This window comes from Serratia sp. MMO-28 (assembly GCF_037199905.1).
Classification (GTDB): Bacteria; Pseudomonadota; Gammaproteobacteria; order Enterobacterales; family Enterobacteriaceae; genus Chania; species Chania oryzae.
In genome coordinates, this window is sequence record NZ_JBBCVB010000031.1 from 35418 (window position 1) to 60686 (window position 25269).

The following is a 25269-nucleotide window of genomic DNA, read 5'->3' on the forward strand; positions in this document are numbered from 1 at the left end:
TCGCCGAGATCACCCCGAAGGGGCTGTTTGCCGCGTCCATTTGTCACTCCATTCCTGATTAATCCAGACCTTGGCTTAATTATTAACCGATGATGTGCCTGCGTGACTAAAGCGTCATGAGCCATCGTCAGGGTAACGCGATGTTAATTTCTTCCTCCGCCCACATTGCCCGTGGCAGCGTGATTGAACCGGGTGCGGTGATCGGTGCACAGGTGTATATCGGCCCTTTTTGTGTGATTACTGCCGGTGTCGAGATTGGCGAAGGCACGGTGATCGCTTCGCACGTGGTGATTAACGGCCAGACCCGCATCGGGCGCAACAACAGCATTGGGCGGTATTCGTCGATCGGTGAAGTGAATCAGGATCTGAAATATGCTGGCGAAGCGACCGATGTGGTGATCGGCGATCGCAACCACATTGGGGAAAAAGCCACCATTCATCGTGGCACTGTACAAGGCCGGGGCCGCACGGCGATCGGCCATGACAATCGTATTTTGAACAGCGTCCATATTGGGCATGATTGCGTGATCGGCAATGGCACGCTGATTGGTAATAACAGTGGTCTCGCGGGGCATGTCGAGCTTGATGATGCGGTCCAGATCGGGGTGATGTGTGCGATCCACCAATTTTGTATTCTGGGGGCCTATGCGCAGATCGCCGATCGCTCGGGCGTGGTACAGGATGTGCCGCCATTTGTCTGTGCCAGCGGGAACCACGCTTTACCTACCGGGTTTAACCAATGGGCCGTTGCTTTTCTGGCGGCGGATATTCAGCAGCAGCAAGAGATCCGTACTCTCTACGATCGTATCTATCACTTGGCAATGCCATTCGACGAGGCAAAGAAAGAAGCTGCGCGTTTGGCCATTCACTATCTGTTACTCAGGTTATTTAATCAATTTTTCTCACGCTCCACACGCGGCATTATTCGCTGATACTGAGGTGATATACCCTAAATAATTCGAGTTGCAGGAAGGCGTGCAGGAATCCCCAGGAGCTTGCTCAAGTCAGTGACTGGGGTGAGCGAGGAAAACCAACGCACCTGCAACTTGAAGTATGAGGGGTATGTCTCATTATGGCTTGTGAGAGCCAGTGATGAGATCGCGTCCGTTAGCTCAATCAGAAATGCCGCCCTGCTCTAATCGCATTAATGTGAAAATATCACGGATATAAAAATCATATTTATTCCTATGTTTTTATTAATATTTATCAGATTACTCAATACGGTTTTCTCTATGACCATTAAATCCCTAACTATTGAATAATTAATCTAATTTTAATCTTGCTGTTTTATCAAAAAACTATGTTTCACAAAATTATCAGCATAAAACTCCACTCAAAGGGGGGCGAGATATGTCAGGTTGGTGGTTTTGGTGTTTTTGTTATAAAAATCAATAAATTAATTATATTTTTCCAGCCAAAGGTCATTATTGACAATGACTCGGCATTAATGAATATTAGCGGGGTTCCGCGAGGGCGAGTACATCAAGGGGGCGATGATTCCTCCACAATCTTATCTGCTATACACCAGCTTAAAAACCAACGTGGGAACTTTAAGGATTTCCTTATATAACAGGGATGATAAATTTGGATAATACCTCCTCATTGAGCAGGGTACAGATTGATTGAGCAGTTAACTCTGTATTCAGCACAATATCATTAAATCTTCTACGAATTAATGAATGCCCAAGTGGTGATCGTTTTTATGGTCGCCTTTTGGCTAAATGCCGATATTTTCAGTTCTCTCTATCAAGAGATAACTGAAAGTATTAAGCGTAAATGTACGTTTTATTTAAATATGAAAATATATACATAAAGGAAGAGTATCATGCGTAAAGTTATTTTCACATTGGCTCCTGCTGCCCTGTTATTAGCGGTTGCCACCGGGAATGCCCAAGCGGCTTCGAATGCGCAATTAACCGTAACGGCTAACGTTGTTGCTGCCACCTGTGACGTTTCCCTGTCAACTAACAACCTGGATTTGGGTAACTATGCACCTACTCAATTTACCGGGGTAGCAACGCCAATTCCAGCCAGCCAAAAAACCTTTACCGTTGGCCTGAATAATTGCCAGGTGCCTGCTCAAGCGGCAGATACCGCCAATTTGGTCGTTAGCGGCCAGACGCTGGGGGGCAACCCTAATATGTTCAACTCTACCGGTACCAATACCGGCATCATGTTGAACCAGGTGGCGACCCCAACCACCTATATCACCAGCGGCCAGAAACTCCTGGTGGCTACTGCGGGCGCAACGCCAGCAGCCAGCGACTTTAATACCAAGACACTGAGCTTGCAGGCGGGTCTGGCATCGACCACCACCACGGGTATCAACATTGGTGCCGTCAGCGCACCAATCCTGTTCAGTTTTTCTTATAACTAAGCCCCTATGCAGGCAGCCTCGCTGCCTGCAGTTTTTAACCCTCAGGAGCCTATTCATGAAGCGCCTAAACCTGTTTTTTCTCACGACGATGGCGCTGCTGTCTTGTTCATCAGCCGCCATGGCGGATGGCTTTGGTATCAATGCTACCCGTCTGATTTACCCGCAGGGGGCGGACAGTATTTCTGTCTCGGTACGTAATACACAACCGGTGATGCCTTATCTGGTTCAGGCTGCTCTCAGCAAGAGCCCTGACAGCCGTGAAGCAACGCCTTTTATGGTGACACCGCCTATTTTTCGCTTGGAACCCAAGAGCGTGAACCAGATCCGCATTGCCGGTAATGGCAGCGCCTTGCCGCAGGATCGCGAGTCCGTATTTTATTTTCACGCTACGGCGATACCGGCGAGCCAGGCACCAACCGCCAAGCAGCCGAACACGGGCGTACAGGCGGCGGTGCAGTTTGGCGTCGGCAACATCATCAAAATGTTTTATCGCCCGGAAGGTTTGCCATCAACCTCCGCCGAGGCGCAGAAAGGCCTGAAATTCTCACGGGTCAACGATGGGCTGCAGGTTAACAACCCGTCCCCCTATTTTGTCAGCCTGGCCGGTATCAAATTTGGTGGGCAGGCGCTGAAGCTGGATTCTGCTGCGGCGTTGATGATTGCGCCATTTGGTTCTCATACCTATTCCACCCAGGTAAGAAAAGGAACCATTGAATGGCAGACGATTAACGATCAGGGAGGCGTCGATGCATTTAAACAGGTTCTCCCTTAAGGCGCTGTTTTTACTGATCCTGAGCCTGAGCCTGGGCAGCTTGGCGGCACAGGCGGTGACATTGAATTTTTCTGCGTCGATTGTGCAAGAAACCTGTTCGCTGAGCCTGGACAAAAGCGTGCTGTCCCTGGGAGAGGTGCCGCAGACCAGTTTGCGCAGCGGTGCCTTGGTTAACCTGCAGCCGTTTAGCCTCAGAGCCGATTGCAGCCCAGTTTCCAGCGGCTTGCAGCAACCGGTGATTGAGATTACTGGGGCGGGGGCTAGTCAAGACGGTAAGTGGCTATTTCGCAGCAGCGATTCTACGGCGGGGGGGGCGGGAGTGATGCTGGTACAGAGTGCTACTGCACCGGCCTATGCGGCGACAGAGATGAAGTCCAACGCCATTTTACCGCTGGCAGGCGTGGGGCAGAGCCCGAACAGCCAGGAACTGCCGTTTTTTGCTGGCGTCAGCTGTGGTGGTAGTACCGGTTGTGCCACGGTGAAACCGGGGGCGTTGACGGCCAACGTGATGTTCATTTTTGCTTATCGGTGAAGGGGTTATGACATTCGTACAAGGTTTACTGACCACGCTGTTGTTAATGGTTTTTTCTGCGGGAGCCGCGAGCGACGGTGTCAGTTTAAGTCAGACGCGGGTGATTTTTTCATCCGAGGATAAAGCCCAAACCATCAAAGTAAAAAATACCGGGGCGAAAAATTACCTGATTCAAAGCCGCGTGCAGCGGGATCCGAACAGTGCCAGCGCGGCTCCTTTTGTGGTGACGCCGCCGCTGTTTCCACTGGGGGCAGAGAGCAGCCAACTGCTGCGCATTCTTAAGCAGGATCAGGCGCTGCCAACCGATCGTGAGTCGCTGTTTTATCTTGCGGTGTCGGCTATCCCGGCACAGTCCGCACCAGTGGAACAAGAAGCACGTTTATCAATGGGGTTTCAGTTTGTCATCAAGCTGTTCTACCGCCCGGCAGGGTTGAAGATCGCAGCCGAGAAGGCCTATTGCCAACTGAAAATAACCCCAACGGCGCAGGGGATACGTATTGAGAACCCAACGCCCTATTTTCTCTCATTCGGGGCTTTGACGTTTGACCAAAGCGCCGTGGATTTAGACGCACAGCCGGCAATGATTGCGCCGCTGAGCAGTGAGATTTACCCGGCAAGCAAACGGGTCAAGCAGGTGCATTGGCAAGCCATTAACGATTTCGGTGGCTTATCGGCTCCCTGTCAGTACGCGTTGTCGGCTTAACAGGAACAACCATCATGAAACGTGTAATTCAAGCAGCCATGCTGCTCCTGTGCAGCCTGTCGGCACTGGCTGCCGCGCCGGAATCAACCGGCCTCTCTTTTTACGTGCTGCGGGTGATTTACTCGGAAAGCGATCAGAAAGGCGTGACGTTAACCGTCAATAACAAGAGTGCGGCACCGTACCTGATGCAGTCCTGGATCCGGCCGGTCGATCCCAATACCGGTGATGTCGATCTGAACTACAGCGGGCAACAGAAGATGCCTTTTATTGTTACACCGCCCTTGGCGCGGTTGGAGGCCAATAGCGAACTGACGCTGCGCATACGGCGCAATGGTGAGCCACTGCCCACCGATCGGGAGTCGGTATTCTTTATCTCGATGAAGGCGGTTCCGGCAAAAAAGGAGGCTACTGAACCGGGGGATTCCGGCCAGATGGCACTTACGGTAGTCAGCAACATGAAACTGTTCTACCGCCCTGCGGGCTTGGCTAAGCATGCGGTAGCGGATGTGGCCTCACAGCTGCAGTTTCACCGCGAAGGCGACACCTTGATCGCCAATAACCCAACGCCCTATTGGCTCACCTTTTCGCAACTGAAGGTCGGCAATGTGGAACTGGGTAAACCTGCTCTGCGCCTGATGGTGCCGCCTAAAGGGCAACAGCGCTATGCGCTACCTACGGGGGCCAACGGCAAGGTGGCGTGGCAATTAATTGATGAAGACGGCTGGGATACCCCTGTTCAGCAACAGACTCTGTAATTTTGGGGTTATTCAGGACGGACATCAAATGGACAAAACAATAATGAAGAGACGTCTTAATAACTCAGCGATTTCCCCGGTGCTGACAGGGGCTTTATTGCTGACGGGCACATTACCTGCTTCGGCGCGTGACTATTTTGATCCCGCCTTACTGGCTTTGGCTGGGGATCAAGCCGTGACCGCCGATCTGAGCTCTTACGAAACTGCCGGTCGCGTACCTGAGGGGAGTTATCTGGTTTCGCTGTGGGTGAATCAGGCCGATCAGGGGCCACATACCCTGGTGTTTAAAAAGAATGCGCATGGAGAGGTGCAGCCTGAGCTGACGCCCGCGCTTCTGCACCAGTTAGGCGTCAATACAACGGCTTTGCCACAGTTTAAGGGCTTGCCGGAAGAAGTCGCGGTTAACGATCTGACGATGCTGATTCCTGAGGCTCAGGTGCATTTTGACTTAGCCCAACTGCGGTTGGATCTCAGTATTCCGCAGATCGCGATGCAGCAGAACGCCAGAGGTTCGGTTGATCCGGCGCAGTGGGACGATGGGGTGCCAGCCATTCTGATGAATTACAGCCTGAACGGCAGCCGCAGCCGGCAAAGTGCTCAGGCGGAGATGAGCAGCAGCGAACAGACCAACCTGTTTGCCAGCTTGCGCGGGGGGCTGAACTGGCAGGCATGGCGCTTGCGCAGCGATATGACGTATGTACGCAACCAGAGCAGTGGTGATTCATCTGCCCCCACGACGCAGAGCACCCGCTTTACGCATACCTATTTACAGCGCGATATCCGCGCCTGGCGTTCAGAGATACTGGCAGGTGAAAGCAGCACGGGCAATGAGGTGTTTGACAGCATTCCCTTTCGTGGCGTCAAGCTGAACTCCAGCGAAGAGATGCTGCCTAGCAGCCTGCGCGGTTTTGCACCGGTTGTTTCGGGGATTGCCCAGACTAACGCCCGGATCACCATTAGCCAGAACGGCAACGTGGTGTATCAAACCTATGTCGCGCCGGGGCCGTTTCGCATCGACGATCTGTATCAGAGTGGGCAGGGTGGCGATCTGACGGTGACCATTAGCGAAGCAGATGGCAGCGTGCGTACCCAAACGCTGGCGTTCTCTTCGCTCCCGGTGATGCAGCGCCCTGGTGCATTCAAATATGAGCTCACCACCGGGCGTTACAACGGCGGGTTTACACAAGCATCACGGGAGGCGAGCTTTGGGCTGGGCACCTTGATGTACGGCTTGCCCCATGACGTTACCCTGTATGGCGGCGGGCTGATCGCACAAGACTACGCCTCGCTGGTGGCAGGGAGCGGTTTTTCGCTGGGTGAGTGGGGTGCCTTATCGGCGGATGTGACCTTCTCCAGCAGCCAGTTGGGGGGGCAGGCGGGTCGGCAGCAGGGGGCCTCCTATCGGGTGCGCTATGCCAAAAGCCTGTTGAGTACCGGAACCTCGGTGGATCTCACCGCTTACCGCTACTCCACCCGTAATTACTACAGTTTTGCGGATTTTAACAACCAAGGCTTTCAACTGAATGACGGGCAGATGCCGTGGTTGCTGGATCGCCAGCGCTCTGATTTTCAGATGCGCATCAGCCAGCAGTTAGGCTCATGGGGAGCGCTGTATCTGTCGGCGTCACGTAACGACTACTGGGGCAGCGATCGCGTGAACAACACTCTGTCTGCCGGTTACAACGGCAGCTTTCGTGGCGTGAGCTATGGGCTGGCCTACAGCATTGACCACATTAAGGGTGACGGCAGTTGGCCTGAGAACCGCCAGCTATCGCTGAATATGCAGGTTCCCTTTAGCTTGTTCAGCTCAAGCCAGGCGCTGAGCCGCAACTATGCCAACTACCAAATGACCCATACCAATCAGGGGGAGGTGCAACAGCAGGTCGGCATCAGTGGTAATGCCCTGGATGAGCGTCTTTCTTACAGCGCCATGCAGGGATGGTCGAACGGCAAGAGCAGTGATAACGGCACCTTGAACGCGGGTTATCAGGGCAGCAAGGGGCAGGTAAACATGGGGTATAGCTACGGCGGCGCATTTCGCTCACTTAACCTCAGCGCTAACGGTGGCGTTGTCGTGCATCCAGAAGGCGTGACGCTGGGGCAAATGTTGGGCAATTCGGTGGCTGTCGTCAGCGCGCCGGGTGCTAAGGACACCAGCGTAATGAACGGCAACGTGCGCACCGATAGCCGCGGTTATGCTCTGGTGCCCTATTTGTCGAACTACCAGAACAACAGTATCAGCCTGAACCCGGCCACCTTGCCGGATGACGTAGAGGTGACACAGTCCAGCCGCAACGTTTACCCAACTAAGGGGGCGGTAGTGATGGCCAGGTTTGATACGCGCGTCGGTTATCAGGCATTGGTGACGTTACAACAGGGTGAAACCCGCATCCCGTTTGGCGCGTTGGTCACGGTGGAGGGCACGCCCGCAGGTGAACACAACACTGGCATTGTTGGCGACGCAGGGCAGGTGTATCTGAGCGGGTTGCCGGAAAAAGGCCAGTTGACGGCGAAATGGGGCAAAGAAGCCAGTCAGCAATGCCGTGCCGCGTTCAGCTTTGTTGAGAGTGCCCCCCCTGCGGCGGGCAACCCGGTGCGCCAGTTAACGGCGCGCTGTGAAACGAGTCGGTAGCGCAGTGATGACAGCAAAGCAACTTGGTAGGAGAAGAGACTCAATGAAAAAGACAGCTCAAACGCTATGGCGTATTGTGCAGCACAACGTTACGGGCTTGTGCCTGCTGGCGTCACTATTAGCGCAGGGGCAATCAGCATACGCTGTTACTACTATCACAATAGGTAAAGGTAGTGGCATTGTGTGGGAGGGCATGCCGTTTAATGTGACTAATAATGGCATCGTGGGCACGCCTAATCCTCAAACTAATAATAACTCTAGCCGTCCCTTGGCGTATATTTCAGCGTTGAATAATTCGCTTGATTGCCAATCCAGTAGCGATTTAACGACGATTGCTGGGTATCAAGTTATTAAAATTGCACCTGGTGTCGGGTTACTCCCTAGAGCGAATATCAATGTTAGCTATGTGCTGGCTGATGGCTCGTCAGAGACACTCACCGGTACGATTGGGTTGCCAAACACAAAGGGAAGCATATCACCGGGTGGGAATTCAATCACTAGCCCTCCTGGTTATGCCTGGTGCTTAGCCCCCAGAATGACTGAGGTAATTAACTTTTACAAAATCGGCAGCACGATAAGCGCAACCGCAACGGGAAGCTGGGTGATGGTGGCGGACGGTACGCAAACCAGCCAAAACAATATCACATTACCTTTTTACTCATCTTTTTGGACACAAACACCTACAGCTATTTTAAACCAACTGATTTTACCCAGTAATATCTCTTTACGTATTTCGACCTTGGAGTGCACGGTGAATACGCCGGTGCAGATTGATTTTGGTGCCGTCGCTAAAATTACCCAGAGCGGCGCTGAGTTGGGCTCAAAGACCAATACGTTGACGACCCAGTGTTCGCAAGACAGTTCAAGGGGAATTAATGCCAATATCAACGTGCAATTCAGAGCGCTAACCGGCCTGTATGGCAGTACGCCGAGCCGTTTAGCACTCAGCCAGGGCGGCGGCTATATTACCGGTGAAATCAGCGGTGGCGTCACCGGCAGTGGCAGTTGCTCTGCTACCAGCGGCGTGCCATTTGATAATACCCAACTCAAAGTGGGCAATATTACCAGTGTGCAATCCACCAACAATACCACTAACCAGATCACCTGGCGTTTGTGCTCAGGGGGCAGTGATTTGCCAACCGGCAATGTGAGCGCCTCTGCCGAAATGTTAGTGACATTTAATTGATTTATTGATGACGGAGCTTGTTTGATGAAAATAAAAATACTTATAGCGGATGATGATAAATATTTCACGCTAGGGTTGCAGTATTTATTGACTGATTACTTTAAAGAAAAAGCCATTACCGTTGAGTTTGATAAAATCATAAATCCGCACACGCGTTATTTTATGGCTTTTGTGGATGCTGAGAAATTGGCGCACTATCGCTATGTTAAAACCATGATCAATGCGGATACGATATTTATGATTCAATCAGACTCAGGGATAATGAGTGCGGAGGGTGGTGAGAACCTGGAAAGTATCCCGCGGCACCATTCTGCCAGCGCTGTTCTCGCGCAGATTGATACAGCGTATGTACCATCGGCGGTTCGGCCTTATGTCGAATCAACGATGGAACTGACGCAGCGGGAAAAAACGGTGCTGGCCTATTACTCCAACGGTTACACCAATATTCAAATTGGACGTTTGCTGGGTATTCATCAAAAAACGGTGAGTGCACACAAGGTAAAAGCCATGACAAAATACAACTTTAAACACAAAGGTGATTTTAGATGTTGGCTAATCGCCAACTCAGGTCATGAGGAATAAATTCAGCTTCGAACTGCCAGTTTCACTCTGTGACTTTCTGCTTCCCTATGGCAAATAGGTTATGTATTGCTTGGGTTTTATCATTCCAATTTATTGTAGTTGTAGAATAGTATGAAGTATATCATTAATGAGAAATTAGTATTTGATTGCGATGAAAGAGCGCTGTATTTAAAAGAATCACCAGAGAAATGCGTAGAGATTGGGGCAGTCTCGGCTCGCCTACTGGAGGCAATGCTCGAAAATATTGCCGGGGTCGATCGTGAATACCTGCTGGATACCGTATGGTCGGATCACGGTTTAAGGCCATCAAATAACAATCTCAATAATCACATCAGCCTATTGAGAAAAAGTATTTCCAGTATCATAGATTTTGACGATCTGATCATTACGCTGCCCAAAAAAGGGTTTATGGTTAACAAAAGGTATACGATTAACAGCATAGATGAGCCGGCGACGAAGACGTCTCGTATGAGGTTGGCAAAGGACGGTCAGGTGGAGAGTTACCCAGTGGCTTTATGGTTGCTCTCAATCATGGTGGTTATTCTGACTTCACTGCTAGGCTATGTGGTGTGTCACGATCATTATTCTATTTTCGGGCTGTGCTGAGCGCCAAACAGCGCTACGTTATGGCACCGGTGGATGACAGTGAATCGCTTGTGGTTGTGCTATCTCGCTCCTGGTAAAGGTGTATCAGAGAGCGGAACTGGCAACCTTTTGAGTTGGTTAACCCTTTTGACAGGTGGCCGTATCCCATGCAGGAAACACCTTTCGGTAAGATTACGCATACGTCGCGCAGGCAAAACAAGGTGCTGTTTGCCCTTGTTACGCTGGCGGTGATCCTGACCGCAGGCCTGTATTGGGGCACTCAGCGCATCATCAACCAGGAGCGTGGCCGATTCACTCTCGATTTCTCAACGCTGGTGGGGTATATCCATGAACAAGAGATATTCCTGCGCCGGTTGCGCAGCCAAAATGAGCAACTCTCTTATCTGCCAATTCCCCGGGTAAATAACTTTCGGGAAGTCACCACCTCGTCCGAGTGGGGCGGCCGGTTGTTTGCTGGCCGAGAATCCCCCGTTAACATGCCTTTTTCGCTCTTTTGCGAAAAACAGGCCGACTGCCCCAACGCTCCCGGCATGCTGTTTTCGTTGGGGAGCTATCTCGCCGATTTTTACTCGTCATTTTGGGCGGCGTCCTACTTTCCAGCCGCCGCCGTATTCTTCGTTAATGAAGGCAATGGGATCAGCGTCAGCGTGCCTGCGGTAAACGTTGGCGCCGGTTATGAACCTAGCAATATGCAAACTTACCGGGCGGTGACGGATGCCGTGCGCGAGCGCTTGCATAACAGAGCGGCGATGAACGATTGCCAGCAACAGAGCGGGGATAAGCCTGCCGTTGGGAATGTGATCTGGTTCCGTGAAACGGCGTTACCGAATCAAATGATTGGGTTGATTCCGGCCGGGTTCCCCCCCAGTATCTGGAAAGGAACACGCAAACGCCCGACCACCTGTATTTACGCCGCTACCTTATTCAGCCGCGAGCGTTTCGGGGTGTTGGAACGCAGCGTCAATCCGGCACCGAAAAACGCATTCTGGTTGCAGCGTTTCGATCAGGTGTGGCTGAGCCATCAAGAGTATGGCTTGCTGATGGGGCAGGAGCCAGCCCCGGATGTTGAACAACAGGGGTTGCACTACACCCTGAATGGCGTGGTGTTCAAAATTGTGGAGCTGAACGGTAAGTGGACAGGGTACTACTATGTCAGCTATGCCAGCTTCTTCCAGGATAATCTGTGGCTACCGCTCGGGGTGCTGTTGCTGCTGCTGGGCAGCGTATTTGGCGGCTTGGCGTATACGCGCTGGTACAACCGCCGCGTGATCGCCCCGGCACAAGAAGCCCAGCGTGAGCTTCTCGAAAGCGAGGCTTTTAACCGAACCTTGATACAGACGGCGCCGGTGGCAGTATGCCTGATCGCCCGTTCTGACGGCCATCTGGTATTCGGTAACGCACTGGCGCTGGATTGGTTAGGGGCTAGTGCCGGCCAACGCTTGCCGCCTGCGCCTGCCACCACTACCTTGTTGAGCCAGGTGCTGCCCGCACAGCACGCTGGTGCCATTGAACAACTGGCGGTGGCCGGTGGAAAAACCCTGTATGTCGCCTACGCGCCAACGCGTTATATGCAGCGTGATGTGATTTTGTGTGTGTTTGCTGACGTCAGCGCCCATGCGGAAATCGAGCGTCAACTCGCGCGCGCCAAATCAGCCGCAGATGAGGCCAGTGAGGCCAAATCGACCTTCCTGGCGACCATGAGCCACGAAATACGCACGCCGCTGTATGGCGCGCTCGGCACGCTGGAACTGTTGTCCATGACGCAACTGGATCGTCAGCAGCGCCAGTATGTCGATCGGATCAACGATGCCTCACAAATGTTGCTGCAATTAATCAGCGATATTCTGGATATCAGTAAGATTGAGGCGGGGCAACTGCAACTGGAGAAGGTTGAGTTCAACCCGCGTGAATTGCTACAGAGCGCGACCGGCACCTTTGCGGCCATGGCTTATCGCAAAGGCTTGCTGTTGTTCTCGGTGGTCGGCCCCGAAATCCCCGAATGGGTGGTGGGCGATCCGGTGCGCATCCGGCAGATTCTGAACAACCTTATCAATAATGCGATCAAATTTACCGAGTCTGGTCAGGTGATCGTGCGGCTCCACCAGGTTGCAGGCTCCTCGGCCGAAACCCACCTGCGGTTGGAGGTGTGTGATAGCGGGGTTGGCATCAGCTCAGCGCAGCAGGAGAAACTGTTTACCCCGTTCTATCTGGCCGATGCCAACCGCAGCACCCTGGGGGGCGCTGGCTTGGGATTATCTATCTGCAAGCGGCTGGCAGGCCTGATGGGGGCAGAAATTCAGCTCCACAGCCAACCGCAGCGCGGCAGCCAATTTTATCTGACGCTGGTTCTGCCCGTGGCCGCTCACCCCACAATAGCCGAACCGCAACTGCAAGGTGCTACCGTCTGGGTGCGAACTCCGCATCCAGAACTGACCGATAATCTCTGTGCTTGGCTACGGCGCTGGGGCGCGCAGGCCTCAGCGTTCACCACGCCTGAGCCGCTGGGCCATGAGCACGATATTCTGTTGGATATGCAGGCGCAGCGGCAACGTGCTGTCATCGAATGGCCCGGGCGCACCTTGGCGATTTCTTTGTCGGGTGAGGTGGCGAATTATTCTGCTATCGATGCTTACAGCCTGAGCAGCATTGGTTTTGGCATCGATAGCCTGCTGCATGGGCAACTGATCAACGAACGGTGCGAGGCGGTGTTACCGCAATTTAAGGCTCGGGTGCTGGTTGCTGAAGATAATCCGCTCAATCAGATCACGCTGCAGGGGCAACTCGAGCTGTTAGGCTGTGAGGTGACGTTAGCGGATGATGGTGAGGAGGCGCTGGCGCTGTGGGACAGCGCGCCTCAGGATCTGCTGCTGACCGACGTGAATATGCCTTATCTGAATGGTTATGAGCTGGCTCGCAGGTTGCGCAGTGAAGGCATTACGATGCCTATTATTGGCGTGACGGCCAACGCAATGCGGGATGAGGAGCAACGCTGCGTTGAGGCCGGTATGAATGCCTGGCTGGTGAAGCCGATTGAGCTGCGCACGCTGGCAGATATTCTGCGCAAGTTTATGCCTGCAGGCCAATTGCCGCCTGCTGGAGAAGTTAACGACCATTTCGAACGGCTCGAGCCTAACGTACTCGATAAACATCGCGATATTTTCCTCAAAAGTATGACGGATGACCTGAACCAATTGGCGCAGGGGTTGGCGCAAGGTGAAGCCGACAGAGCCGAGAACGCCTTGCATCGCATGCGTGGGGCGCTGGTTCTGGTGCAGCGCCGCGAGTTGGCGGCCAGCATGGAGGTGTTAGAAGTACATATACAAGCGCACGGTCTGGACGAGCAGGGGAAAGCCGGTTTGGCCGCTATTATGGTTGAGCTGCGCCAGTTTCTGGCCAGCATTGAATCAACCGCATAACAGGGGATAACACCATGGAAAAACTACGCGTAGTTCTGATGGACGATCATCAGGTAGTCTTGGCCGGGCTGAAAGATTTTCTGGAACATAGCCCCAATATTGAAGTGGTCGCCACCTTTTCCGCCACCTCAGAATTGGTGAGCTATGTTAAAGCCAGCCCGCCGGATGTGATTATTACCGACTACAACATGCCTAATGATGAAGTGTATAAAGATGGCCTGCGCTTCGTCGACTTTCTGATTCGCACTTTCCCACAGGTGAAACTGCTGGTTTTGACGATGATCTCCAACCCGATGATCGTATCCGCACTGTACGACGCCGGAGTGGCAGGGGTGGTATTCAAGCAGGATCCCCTCAGCGAGGTGCACTCCGCTTTGCGCGCCTTGCGTGCTAACACGCGCTATTATCCGGCTTCATTTCAGAGCGCCGGTCGCCGTGACGAGCGTGAGGTATTTCTGCAGCAGCGTATTAATAGTTTGTCTCCCAGAGAGTTTGAAGTGCTGCGTTATTTCGTGGAAGGGGAGTCGATCGCGCATATCGCCGAACGGCTTAATCGCAGTGCTAAAACGGTGAGCCTGCAGAAGAATTCGGCTATGCGTAAGCTGAACGTGGAAAGTAATCAGGAACTGATCCGCTTCTGCGTCGGCAACCATATTTTTGACTGAGGACTTAGGCAAGTGGATCGCCAGCGTGCCGACATCCACCTACGGCGCTTTTTTCGTCTATCGCTGAATTTTAGCCGATCTATCCATTCCTGTAGCATTAAATAGATTTAAGTTCTGACATTGGCGAGGCTAATAGTTTTTTTTATTTATTCATTTTGCTCTCCGCTTTGGCTATTTTAGATGGCGATGTTTTATTATTTTTTATATGAATTTTTTAATATTTTAATTGCTTTTTTTATCTGCATTCTAACCTGGCCCCGATGGGCGAGTGCTTGATAAAAAAGAATTTCTGTTAGACTATGCGTTTGCAAATAGAACTTGCACGATGGCCTTTTTCATCAATTACCTGACTCAGTGTAGAGATATTTTTTAAGCTGCCCCTCCAATGCTATTACGCCTGATGAAATCATAGGTGAAGAAATGAAGTATATAATTAATGAAACATTGATGTTCGATACGGAAGAGAGCACGTTATCAACGGCAGACAATGACAAAAAATTAGAGATGAGCACTATTTCTGTCCGGCTGTTTGCCGAATTGTTGACGCACAGTTCGGGCGTCACTCGAGAACATTTATTGAACACGGTATGGTCAGAACATGGATTAAAGGCATCAAATAACAACCTGAATAATCATATCAGTTTGCTAAGAAAGTATTTGGAGGAATTGGCAGGCTTGGAAGATCTGATTAAAACACTGCCTAAAAAAGGGTTTATTCTCAATAAAAATTACCGGATTGAGATCCAGGATGAGAGTGACAGCAAAATCCCTGAGGAAGCCAGCAGCACTCAGGTTGATAAAAATCGACATTTTAAGATTAACAAAAAATACATCGCGGCACTGTTGGTTGCATCACTCTTATTGGTATCTTCACTCTATGGTAATGAAATATATCATTTATTTATCTCTGCGAATGCTGAAAAAATTTATACTTACAAACAATGTGCATTGAGAACCCTGCAAGAGGTTCCTGAGAATAAACGAGGGAAGATTGTTTCAACGGTGATTGACACCATAAAAAATAACGATATAGATTGTGACAATGATAATTACGATGTGTTTTTCTATCTTAGTGGTAAAGAGCAAAGTAAAAATGAATTTAAAATGTTCTCTCTGTGCCGCAATGGTGGTGATGGCTATTACTCTTATTGTTACAGCATCAAAATGGTTTAATCAGTATGAAGAATAAAAAATGGATTTATTCTCTTGCCATCGTCCTGTTATTGCTGGTGTTGGGTTTGGCCTATTTGATAATTTTCAAGACTCAAGACAGGTTTTTTAAATGTAATACTGAGATTCATTTTGAAAGTTCGAAAAATCACAGCATGATAGAGGCCAATACCTCCCTTCTTCTGACAAGCAACAGCATGGCGATTCTGGATGTCAACGGTGTGATCACCAAAGATGGGGTAGATTTCAATGTCAATCGCAAGATTTACTTTATCTATAGCCGCGAGTCTCGGGGGGAGTTTTATTACTTTAAACGAGTCAAAGAAGAGGATTACGCCAACGCCAACAGTGCGCCAAGTGAGCTGTTTAATCACATCATGTTCGGTAATAAAAAGGATTTTTACATGTCCATCACTCCCGTCGGCAACGGCGGCTATGAACTCAGCGAGATGATCTTCCCAGTGGTGGTCTGCTATACCAAGAGAATTTAGCAGCCAGACGGTGCCGCGTCATTGCCCCATTGGCTTCCTGAACCTTCGCCCGGCAAACAGCGTGCTGCGGGCGGAGTTCAGCCTCGTTTCTCGGGTCATCAATTTGATGACAGTTCGTACTTCTTTATTTTGCGATACAGCGTCGCGATCCCGATGCCTAATTTTTCTGCCACCAACTTCTTGTTGGCGTGGTGGCTGAGTGCTTCCTCAATCATGCGTTTTTCCATATTTTCCAGCCCTAACGTATCCTGGCTGCTACAGATCTCGGTGGTTTTGCTCACCGCAGAAGTGTGGGGCTGATGCAGATACTGGCCGCGGGTTAAGTTGGGTGGCAGCAGATAGGTATCGATGATTTCACCGCTGGGGACCACGTTAACCAGATATTCGATTAAATTACTCAGTTCACGCACGTTGCCCGGCCAGCGATACTGGCGCAAGATTTTGAGCACTTCCGCTGAGATCCCGGGGTAAATAATGCCGATTCTTTTGGTGTGCAAACTGAGGAAATAGTGAACCAGCAGCTCAATGTCCCCTTCACGCTCGCGCAACGGCGGCAGCGAAAGGGGGATCACGTTCAGGCGATAATAGAGATCCTCACGGAACTTCCCCTCGGCGATATATTGCTCCAGATTTTGGTTGGTCGCGGAAATGATGCGGATATCTACCGGGATCGGCTTGCTGGAGCCAATCGGCAACACCTCGCGCGACTCCACCGTGCGCAGTAATTTTGCCTGCAGCAGCAGCGGCATATCGCCAATCTCATCCAAGAATAGCGTGCCCTGATTGGCAGCCTGGATAAGCCCCACCTTGCCATTGGCCGAAGCGCCGGTAAATGAGCCTTTCAGGTAGCCAAAGAGTTCACTTTCCAGCAGTTGATCCGGGATTGCCGCACAGTTAATGGCGATAAAAGGCTTGTCACTGCGGTTGCTCAGCCGGTGTATGGCACGTGCCACTACTTCTTTGCCGGTGCCGCTTTCCCCCACCACCAGAACGCTGGAAGGGCTGGGGGCGATACGGGTGATCAGATTCTTCAGCAAGCGCATCGGCTTGCTTTCCCCGGCCAAATGCTCAATACGCGGATCTTTATGGCCGACGTGGTCATTAAGCGAGGAGTGCGACTGATGAAAAGCCATCAAAAACAGTTGATGATCCTGGATTTGATGCAATTGGCCAATCATGATCTCCTGGCGGTCATCGAAAGAAACAATATGCTGTAAATGCCCGCTGGTGTAATTCTGATGGAAGGTCAGGGCGTGGATATTAAAGGTTTTACCGATAATCTCTTCTTGCGCTAAATTAAATTCTTTCAAGGCCATTGCATTGGCGAATTTAACCTGGTTTTTCTCATTGAGAATTAAAACCCCCTGGTCCATATTTTCAATCAGGCTGAACAGCACTTTATTCAGCCCACTGTTGCTGCCCTGAGTTTCTAAGAGATTGGAGACGAAAACATGGGATATATTGCGCACGTAGTCAGAAAACTCTTGCAGGTTATCGCGTAATCTCTGCTGTTGTTCCAAATTAAAGGCCACCAGGCTGATCACACCAATGCAGGTGTGCTGGAACAGAATCGGAATACCGAGGAATGCCTTCTCCTGACATTCGTCTTTGTTGCTGCATCCGTCACATACCGGATCAAAACGGGAGTGGGTGACTATTTTTTCTTGTTGAGTATCAATAACATGTTTCAGTAAGCCGGAGTTGCTGCCGAGCTTTCTGCCAAAATTTTTGCCATAGGGGCCGGTCCCTGCCACTCGCACCAGGTTGGCATCGACAATCTCGACCTCCAGCAGCAGCACGCTGGAGAGCATTTTGGTGAAGCGCAAGATTGTCGGTTGGATCTGCATCAGCGCAGATTGAGTATTTACCGGTGCTATCATCAAGAGTCTCTCTTTTTTCATCATAGAAAAAAGAAACGATAATACATTAATGCTTATGGTTATTTGATTATCATCAAGCTAATCCTTCAGATAAAATATATTCGTCATCCTTCAAGTTGCATGTGCGTTGGCTGCGCTTGCTCAGCCCAGTCAACGAGTTATCTAGGCTCCTGGGGGGTCTCAAGCTTGCCGCCTTCCTGCAGCTCTCATTATTTAGAGTATAGATTGTGCCATTAGCATCACATTTTATTATCAAAATGATACTCGGCGGTAATTGCTATCATTTTGGGTTGCGATATTGGCTGATAATTATAAATCCCCCTGCGATGGCCGCTTGAGATTAGCGCTTTACCCGCAACGCTGTTTGAGATCCCTTGATGAAACTAGCGGATTATGTGACCGAGGTCATGTTATGTAGTGGTTTCCTACGCTACCGGATCTCTTGGCATGCTTATTGATTACCTGATAACAGACGCTGAAAAAGCGTAACGGACATTCTGGGGTCAACCATCGGTTATTTAGGGGCAAAGATGAGAACAGTCAATCAGTTAATTAAGGACATAAAAGCATTAAAGTCCAACTTACATCAGAAGGACTTTTTACTGACGTGGGAACAGAGCCGCGAAGAGCTGGAACTGGTGCTTAAATTGGCTGAAGCGCTGAAAACCATGCGCTCAGAAAATATCGCGACCAAGGTATTCAACAGCGGTTTAGGTATTTCTATTTTCCGTGATAACTCCACGCGCACCCGTTTTTCTTACGCGTCGGCCCTAAATCTGCTGGGCCTGGCCCAGCAGGATCTGGACGAAGGCAAATCGCAGATCGCCCACGGGGAAACGGTGCGTGAAACGGCGAACATGATCTCATTCTGCGCCGATGCCATCGGGATCCGTGACGACATGTTCCTGGGGGCCGGTAACGCCTACATGCGCGAAGTCGGGGCGGCGCTGGATGAAGGTTTCCAGAAAGGGGTGCTGCCGCAGCGGCCAGCGCTGGTTAACCTGCAATGCGATATCGATCACCCAACGCAGGCGATGGCCGATCTGGCCTGGCTGCAGGAGCACTTCGGCAGCCTGGACAAGCTTAAAGGTAAAAAGATCGCTATGACCTGGGCTTATTCCCCGAGCTATGGCAAACCGCTGTCGGTGCCGCAGGGCATTATCGGCCTGATGACGCGTTTTGGGATGAAAGTCACCCTGGCGCACCCGGAAGGCTACGACCTGATCCCGGATGTGATTGAGGTAGCGAAAAACAACGCGGCGGCCTCTGGCGGCAGTTTCCAGCAGGTGACCTCAATGGCCGAGGCTTTCCAGGGGGCCGACATCGTCTATCCGAAATCCTGGGCTCCGTACAAGGTGATGGAACAACGCACCGATCTGCTGCGTGCCAACGATCACGCCGGCCTGAAAACCTTGGAGCAACATTGCCTGGCGCAGAACGCGCATTACAAGAACTGGCACTGTACCGAAGAGATGATGAAGCTGACCAAGGGCGGTGAAGCGCTGTACATGCACTGCCTGCCTGCGGATATCACCGACGTGTCGTGCAGCGAAGGGGAAGTCAGCGCCAGCGTGTTCGAGAAATACCGCATTGCCACCTATAAGGAAGCCAGTTGGAAGCCTTATATCATCGCCGCCATGATTATGGCGCGCAAATTCTCCAACCCGGGTCTGACGTTGGAGCAATTACTGCAAGAAGCGGAAAGACGCATTAAATAACCTCTCTGTGGCCGGGAACACCCAGGGGTGTTCCCGCGCAGTGCAAGGCTAATGCGATCAAAGGAGATCACAACAATGTCGGTTTTTTCATTGAAAGTGGATATCGAGGATAACCGTTATTTTAACGGCGAAACCTCGCCGCTATTCTCTCAGGCAGAAGCGCGGAAGGCGCGGGCGTTTCATCAAAAAATCACGGGGTATCAGCCAACGCCATTATGTGCGCTGGACGAACTCGCACATCTGTTTGGCGTAAAGAAAATCCTGGTCAAAGACGAGTCCAAACGCTTTGGCTTAAACGCCTTCAAAATGCTTGGCGGCGCTTATGCCATCGCCCGGTTACTGTGCGAAAAATATCAGATCGATATTAATGCGTTTTCCTTCGAAAAATTCAAATCCACGCTGAGCGGGAAAATGACCTTTGCTACCACCACCGACGGCAACCATGGCCGGGGTGTCGCCTGGGCGGCGCAGCAGTTGGGGCAACATGCGGTGGTGTATATGCCAAAAGGCTCGGCGCAGGAGCGGGTGGATCACATCCTCAATCTGGGGGCCGAGTGTATTGTCACCGACATGAACTACGACGATACCGTGCGCCTGACGATGAAAACGGCGCAGGAGCGCGGCTGGGAAGTGGTGCAGGACACCGCCTGGGAGGGGTACACCAAGATCCCGACCTGGATTATGCAAGGCTACGCCACGCTGGCGGATGAAGCCGTGGAACAGATGCGGCAAATGCAGATTGAACGGCCAACCCATGTGCTGTTGCAAGCCGGGGTAGGGGCGATGGCGGGTGGGGTGCTGGGTTATCTGGCGGAGGTGTTTGGTGCCAGACAACTGCATTCCGCGATCGTGGAGCCGGAATTGGCGGACTGCGTTTATCGCTCCGGTAAGAAAGGCGAAATCGTCAACGTTGGCGGTGATATGGCCACCATCATGGCGGGCCTGGCCTGCGGGGAGCCGAACCCGTTGGGCTGGCCGCTGCTGCGCAACTGCGCCACACAGTTTATCTCCTGTCAGGACAGCGTGGCGGCATTGGGCATGCGCGTGCTGGGGAATCCGTTGGGCAACGATCCGCGCATTATCTCCGGTGAGTCTGGGGCAGTCGGGCTCGGCGTGCTGGCTGCCGTGCATTATCACCCGCAACGCGCACAACTGATGAAGAGGCTTGGCTTGGATAGCCAGTCGGTGGTGCTGCTGATCAGTTCGGAAGGCGATACCGACGTTAAGCATTATCGCGAAGTGGTATGGGAAGGGAAATATTCAGTCTGAAAATACCCGTCGTCAAAAGATTGGAGAACAGAACACAATGGCAAAGCAAATTCCTTTTGAAATGGTGTTAGAGAAAGCCTACCAATACAAAGATGAAATGACGCGTTTCCTGCGGGACATGATTGCGATCCCGAGTGAAAGCTGTGATGAAAAATTGGTGGTGCAGTGTATCAAGCGGGAAATGGAAAAGGTGGGGTTTGACAGGGTGGAAATTGACCCGATGGGCAACATCCTCGGCTATATCGGCCACGGCCCGCACCTGATTGCGATGGATGCACACATTGATACCGTCGGCATTGGCAATATCAAGAACTGGAACTTTGATCCTTATCAGGGCATGGAAAATGACGAGATTATCGGTGGCCGCGGCGCATCGGATCAGGAAGGCGGCATGGCCTCGATGGTCTATGCGGGCAAGATCATCAAAGATCTGGGCCTGGAGGATCAATACACACTGCTGGTGACCGGTACCGTGCAAGAGGAAGACTGCGACGGCCTGTGCTGGCAATACATCATCGAACAATCGAAGATTCGCCCGGAGTTTGTCATCAGCACCGAACCCACCGACTGCCAGATCTATCGTGGTCAGCGGGGGCGCATGGAGATCCGCATCGATGTGCAAGGCATCAGTTGCCACGGTTCGGCACCGGAGCGCGGCGATAACGCCATCTTCAAAATGGGGCCGATCCTCAACGAACTGCAGCAGTTAGCCAGCAACCTGGGTAACGATGAGTTCCTCGGCAAAGGCACGCTCACCGTTTCCGAGATTTTCTTCACCTCCCCGAGCCGCTGCGCGGTGGCCGATAGCTGTGCGGTATCGATCGACCGCCGCCTGACCTGGGGCGAAACCTGGGAAGGGGCGCTGGAAGAGATCCGCGCGCTGCCGGCGGTGCAGGCAGCGAAAGCGGTGGTATCGATGTATGACTATGAACGCCCGTCCTACACCGGCCTGGTGTATCCGACCGAATGCTATTTCCCAACCTGGAAAGTGGAAGAGGATCACATCACGGTTAAAACCCTGAGCAAAGCCTATCAAGGATTGTTCAAGAAAAAACCGGTGGTGGACAAGTGGACGTTTTCCACCAATGGCGTGTCGATTATGGGCCGTCACGGTATTCCGGTGGTCGGTTTTGGCCCTGGCAAAGAGCCGGAAGCCCATGCGCCGAATGAGAAAACCTGGAAGGAGCACCTGGTGATCTGCGCAGCTATGTACGCCGCCGTGCCGTTGGCCTACTTGGAAGAGTTGGAAAAGTAACAAGCTAATCCTAACCCTAAGGGAGGGGGGAGGAACTCAGAGCGCCGAGTCAAAGCCCCTCACCCTGCCCCTCGGGGAGAGGGGGCGCACGGTTCAGGATTATGGGGATGTTGATGCCCAGCTAACCCGTGCGGCGAACCAGTCCCCTCTCCCTGTGGGAGAGGGTTAGGGTGAGGGGGAACCCAGAACACCGAGCTAAAGCCTTTCTCCTGGTTTTTCCTATTAGGAGAGCGGGATATTTTCTCACCTATTGTTGTGATTTTTTCAAGGGTGCCAACATGAAGCGGCTGATTAAAAACGGCATTCTGGTAGATAGCGACGGGCAATATGCTCAGGATCTGCTGATCGAGAATGGTATCATTTGCCAGCGCGCAGCCAACATTGAGCCAGGGGCTGACTGCGAGATTATTGATGCCTCCGGCTGCTACGTAATGCCCGGCGGCATTGATGTTCACACCCATTTTAATATCGATGTCGGCATCGCCCGTAGTTGCGATGACTTTTTCACGGGCACCCGCGCTGCCGCTTGCGGTGGCACTACCACTATTATCGATCATATGGGGTTTGGCCCGGCGGGCTGTAACCTTCACCATCAGCTTCATCTTTACCATCAATATGCTGCCGGTAATGCGGTGATTGATTATGGTTTTCATGGCGTAATTCAACATATTAATGACGGCATTCTCGACGAAATGGCAGGCATGGTGCATGACGAAGGGATCAGCAGCTTCAAGCTGTACCTGACCTACCACTACAAAGTGAGCGACGCCGAGGTGCTGCGCGCTTTATGGCAGCTGCGGCGGGTAGGGGCACTGACCACGGTGCACCCGGAAAACGACGCCGCGATCGCCTTTCGCCGCGCAGCGCTGGTGGCCGCCGGGAAAACCGCGCCGATTCACCATGCGCAGAGCCGCCCGCTGGAGTGTGAGGCCGAAGCGATAGGCCGGATGATTAATCTGGCGCGCCTGGCCGACAACGCACCGCTGTATATTGTCCATTTATCCAATGGGTTAGGGCTGGACTATTTGCGCCTGGCACGTCAACGCCAGCAGCCGGTATGGGTGGAAACCTGCCCGCAGTACCTGCTGCTCAATGAGCAATGCTACCTGCGTGAAGACGGTGCGAAATACATTCTTAGCCCGCCGCTGCGCAACCAGCAGGAGCTGGATCGCCTATGGTTAGGGATTGCCGACGGTTCGATTGACACGGTAGCCACCGATCACTGCAGCTTCCCGTATCACCAGCGTCTGGCGCTGGCGGCGGGGGACTTCACCCGCTGCCCGAACGGTTTACCCGGTGTGGAAAACCGCATGCTGTTGCTGTTTTCGCACGGTGTGATGAGCGGGCGGATTTCACCGTCACGTTTTGTGGCGCTCACCAGCGGTAATCCTGCACGGCTGTTTGGGCTGTGGCCGCGCAAAGGCAACCTTAACCTTGGTGCAGATGCCGATGTGGTGATGATTGATCCGCGCCAATCCACGGTAATTAACCACCGTCAACTGCATGACAATGCCGATTATTCCCCTTATGAAGGCTTCCACTGCCAAGGCGCGCTGGTGTTGACGCTGTGCCGGGGTGAGATTGTCGCCTGCAACGGCGAATTTACCGGGCAGCAGGGATATGGGCAGTTCTTACGCCGCCGGCCTTTTGACAGCCAAATCACCGCCAAGATGGGATAACCGACCATTCAATTCCCTCTCCCAGGGGAGAGGAATCAAACATCGCGCTACGCAACGAGGATCAGCATGAAAAAGAAAATAGTACTGGCATTGGGGGGCAACGCTTTGGGGGAAGGCCTGGCGGAGCAGATGCAGGCGGTAAAAACTACCGCGCGAGCGATTGTCGATCTCATTGAGCACGGCCATCAGGTGGTGGTCACGCACGGCAATGGCCCGCAGGTGGGGATGATCAACCTGGCGTTTGAAGCGGCGGCGAAAACCGAGGCCCATACCCCGATGCTGCCTATGTCGGTGTGTGTGGCACTGAGCCAAGGCTATATTGGCTACGATCTGCAAAACGCCCTGCGTGAAGAGCTGCTCGATCGTCATATCGATAAACCGGTAGCCACGTTGATTACTCAGGTGATTGTTGATGGCAACGATCCGGCTTTCAAGAATCCAACCAAACCGATTGGCTCCTTCTTCAGCGCGGCTGAGGCTCGCCTGCTGATGCAAAATGGCTACGACATGAAAGAAGATGCCGGGCGTGGCTATCGTCGCGTAGTGGCATCGCCTCAGCCGGTAGATATCGTCGAGAAAGAGACGGTACGCGCCATGATGGCCGCAGGGCAGGTGGTGATCACCGTCGGTGGCGGCGGCATCCCGGTAATACGTGAAGGTAATCATTTGAAAGGGGCCAGCGCGGTGATTGATAAAGACTGGGCCAGCGCCAAACTGGCTGAGATGATCGATGCCGATATGTTGATCATTCTTACCGCGGTGGAAAAGGTGGCGATTAATTTTGGTAAACCCAATCAACAGTGGCTGGAGCAGTTGAGCGTGGCTGATGCCCAGCGTTTTATTGAGGAAGAGCACTTTGCTAAAGGCTCGATGCTGCCGAAGGTGGAAGCGGCGGTGGCGTTTGCCGAATCCAAACCGGGGCGTCAGGCATTAATTACGGTGTTGGATAAGGCGCAGCTTGGTATTGAAGGGAAGACGGGGACGGTGATTAGCCAGTAATGGTTATAACTTTGGCTATTGGAGCGGAACTGATAGCTGGGTGGTAATGCTAACCAACTTCTTCTGGACTGTTTCTTAATACATAACTCTTTTGCCTATGTAAGATTGGTGTAATGAGAATTGCCGTAAATAGAATGCACTCTCATGAAACACCAGAATACGGCAATTGCAGGGCCCAAGGCGGTGCCTTCGCTGCGCCTCCGTCGCCGGGCGGATCGGCTCAATTCACGTCCCTGTTCATATCGCCTCAACCGGCCATCCATGGCCGGTTGCCCCTGGCAACGGTGTCTTGCTCAGCAGGCCATGATGCGCTCAACGTCAACACCCGAATCGGTAAGCACCGGGCAACATTAACATGGGTGTTGACAAGAGAACTTAAAGCGATGAAATCGGTGAGGTGGGCACCGGTGTTAACGCCATTGAAGGCGCAGAACGGAGACGCGGCGCATAGGCGAACGCGCCATGGACGGCGCGTTCAGGCGAGACAGGCAGGGATAATGAGATGGACGCTCCTACCACGGCATCGCAATGTGCCACAATTTGAGTGTCTAATCTCAACAGCAGGAGCGTCCAAATGAAAGT

21 protein-coding genes are annotated in these 25269 nt (G+C 52.2%); 19 read left to right on the plus strand and 2 right to left on the minus strand.

Going from position 1 to position 25269, the window contains the following annotated elements; genetic code table 11:
- The first annotated feature begins 140 nt into the window (after nt 1-140).
- From lpxA to WG891_RS22215, 14 genes are all read left to right on the plus strand, one after another.
- A complete protein-coding gene (gene lpxA / locus WG891_RS22150) occupies nt 141-932 on the plus strand; it encodes an acyl-ACP--UDP-N-acetylglucosamine O-acyltransferase (RefSeq protein ID WP_337264512.1) in 792 nt (263 codons plus the stop codon).
- A gap of 893 nt (nt 933-1825) precedes the next feature.
- On the plus strand, nt 1826-2377 hold the full coding sequence (locus tag WG891_RS22155; RefSeq protein ID WP_156294178.1) for a fimbrial protein: 552 nt from the start codon (nt 1826-1828) through the stop codon (nt 2375-2377).
- Between the two features lie 55 nt (nt 2378-2432).
- Nucleotides 2433-3149, plus strand: coding sequence for a fimbrial biogenesis chaperone (locus WG891_RS22160; protein WP_337264513.1), 717 nt, complete (start codon nt 2433-2435; stop codon nt 3147-3149).
- The gene (locus WG891_RS22165) at nt 3124-3681 is read left to right on the plus strand and encodes a fimbrial protein (protein WP_337264514.1); all 558 of its coding nucleotides are present in this window, start codon (nt 3124-3126) and stop codon (nt 3679-3681) included. Before WG891_RS22160 ends, WG891_RS22165 begins: the two co-directional genes overlap by 26 nt.
- Nucleotides 3682-3688: 7 nt before the next feature.
- Nucleotides 3689-4384 carry a fimbrial biogenesis chaperone gene (locus WG891_RS22170; RefSeq protein WP_337264515.1) on the plus strand — a complete coding sequence of 232 codons (696 nt, stop codon included), beginning with the start codon at nt 3689-3691 and terminating at the stop codon, nt 4382-4384.
- A gap of 14 nt (nt 4385-4398) precedes the next feature.
- On the plus strand, nt 4399-5139 hold the full coding sequence (locus tag WG891_RS22175; protein ID WP_337264516.1) for a fimbrial biogenesis chaperone: 741 nt from the start codon (nt 4399-4401) through the stop codon (nt 5137-5139).
- Nucleotides 5140-5182: 43 nt separating this feature from the next.
- Nucleotides 5183-7771: a fimbria/pilus outer membrane usher protein gene (locus tag WG891_RS22180; RefSeq protein WP_337264517.1), complete on the plus strand. Its 2589-nt coding sequence runs from the start codon at nt 5183-5185 to the stop codon at nt 7769-7771.
- A gap of 43 nt (nt 7772-7814) precedes the next feature.
- Nucleotides 7815-8957 (plus strand): adhesin, encoded by a 1143-nt coding sequence (locus tag WG891_RS22185; RefSeq protein WP_337264518.1) that lies wholly within the window; start codon nt 7815-7817, stop codon nt 8955-8957.
- Nucleotides 8958-8981: 24 nt separating this feature from the next.
- Entirely contained in the window at nt 8982-9539 is a 558-nt protein-coding gene (locus WG891_RS22190) for a helix-turn-helix transcriptional regulator (protein WP_337264519.1), read from the plus strand.
- A gap of 111 nt (nt 9540-9650) precedes the next feature.
- The gene (locus tag WG891_RS22195; RefSeq protein ID WP_337264520.1) at nt 9651-10145 is read left to right on the plus strand and encodes a winged helix-turn-helix domain-containing protein; all 495 of its coding nucleotides are present in this window, start codon (nt 9651-9653) and stop codon (nt 10143-10145) included.
- A 146-nt stretch (nt 10146-10291) separates the two neighbouring features.
- Complete coding sequence (locus tag WG891_RS22200; RefSeq protein ID WP_337264521.1) at nt 10292-13561, plus strand: hybrid sensor histidine kinase/response regulator; 3270 nt, start codon at nt 10292-10294, stop codon at nt 13559-13561.
- Between the two features lie 14 nt (nt 13562-13575).
- Complete coding sequence (locus tag WG891_RS22205; RefSeq protein WP_076942157.1) at nt 13576-14226, plus strand: response regulator transcription factor; 651 nt, start codon at nt 13576-13578, stop codon at nt 14224-14226.
- A gap of 447 nt (nt 14227-14673) precedes the next feature.
- The gene (locus WG891_RS22210) at nt 14674-15399 is read left to right on the plus strand and encodes a winged helix-turn-helix domain-containing protein (RefSeq protein WP_337264522.1); all 726 of its coding nucleotides are present in this window, start codon (nt 14674-14676) and stop codon (nt 15397-15399) included.
- A gap of 5 nt (nt 15400-15404) precedes the next feature.
- The gene (locus tag WG891_RS22215) at nt 15405-15887 is read left to right on the plus strand and encodes a hypothetical protein (RefSeq protein ID WP_076942155.1); all 483 of its coding nucleotides are present in this window, start codon (nt 15405-15407) and stop codon (nt 15885-15887) included.
- Nucleotides 15888-15985: 98 nt separating this feature from the next.
- Here WG891_RS22215 and WG891_RS22220 read toward each other — a convergent pair whose 3' ends face one another.
- On the minus strand, nt 15986-17764 hold the full coding sequence (locus WG891_RS22220; RefSeq protein ID WP_443006259.1) for a sigma 54-interacting transcriptional regulator: 1779 nt from the start codon (nt 17762-17764) through the stop codon (nt 15986-15988).
- A gap of 533 nt (nt 17765-18297) precedes the next feature.
- Here WG891_RS22220 and ygeW point away from each other — a divergent pair.
- The 5 genes from ygeW to arcC all read left to right on the plus strand — a co-directional run bounded on the left by ygeW (nt 18298) and on the right by arcC (nt 24687).
- Nucleotides 18298-19485, plus strand: coding sequence for a knotted carbamoyltransferase YgeW (ygeW, locus tag WG891_RS22225; protein WP_337264524.1), 1188 nt, complete (start codon nt 18298-18300; stop codon nt 19483-19485).
- 75 nt (nt 19486-19560) lie between these two features.
- Nucleotides 19561-20754, plus strand: coding sequence for a diaminopropionate ammonia-lyase (gene dpaL / locus WG891_RS22230; RefSeq protein ID WP_076942153.1), 1194 nt, complete (start codon nt 19561-19563; stop codon nt 20752-20754).
- Nucleotides 20755-20791: 37 nt separating this feature from the next.
- Nucleotides 20792-22009, plus strand: a complete 1218-nt coding sequence (locus tag WG891_RS22235) for a YgeY family selenium metabolism-linked hydrolase (protein WP_337264525.1) — start codon at nt 20792-20794, stop codon at nt 22007-22009.
- Between the two features lie 278 nt (nt 22010-22287).
- The gene (hydA, locus tag WG891_RS22240) at nt 22288-23688 is read left to right on the plus strand and encodes a dihydropyrimidinase (protein ID WP_337264526.1); all 1401 of its coding nucleotides are present in this window, start codon (nt 22288-22290) and stop codon (nt 23686-23688) included.
- A gap of 66 nt (nt 23689-23754) precedes the next feature.
- Complete coding sequence (arcC, locus tag WG891_RS22245; RefSeq protein WP_337264527.1) at nt 23755-24687, plus strand: carbamate kinase; 933 nt, start codon at nt 23755-23757, stop codon at nt 24685-24687.
- Between the two features lie 375 nt (nt 24688-25062).
- Here the strand turns inward: arcC and WG891_RS22250 are convergent.
- On the minus strand, nt 25063-25269 hold a 207-nt coding region (locus WG891_RS22250; protein ID WP_337264528.1), incomplete at its 5' end, for a hypothetical protein.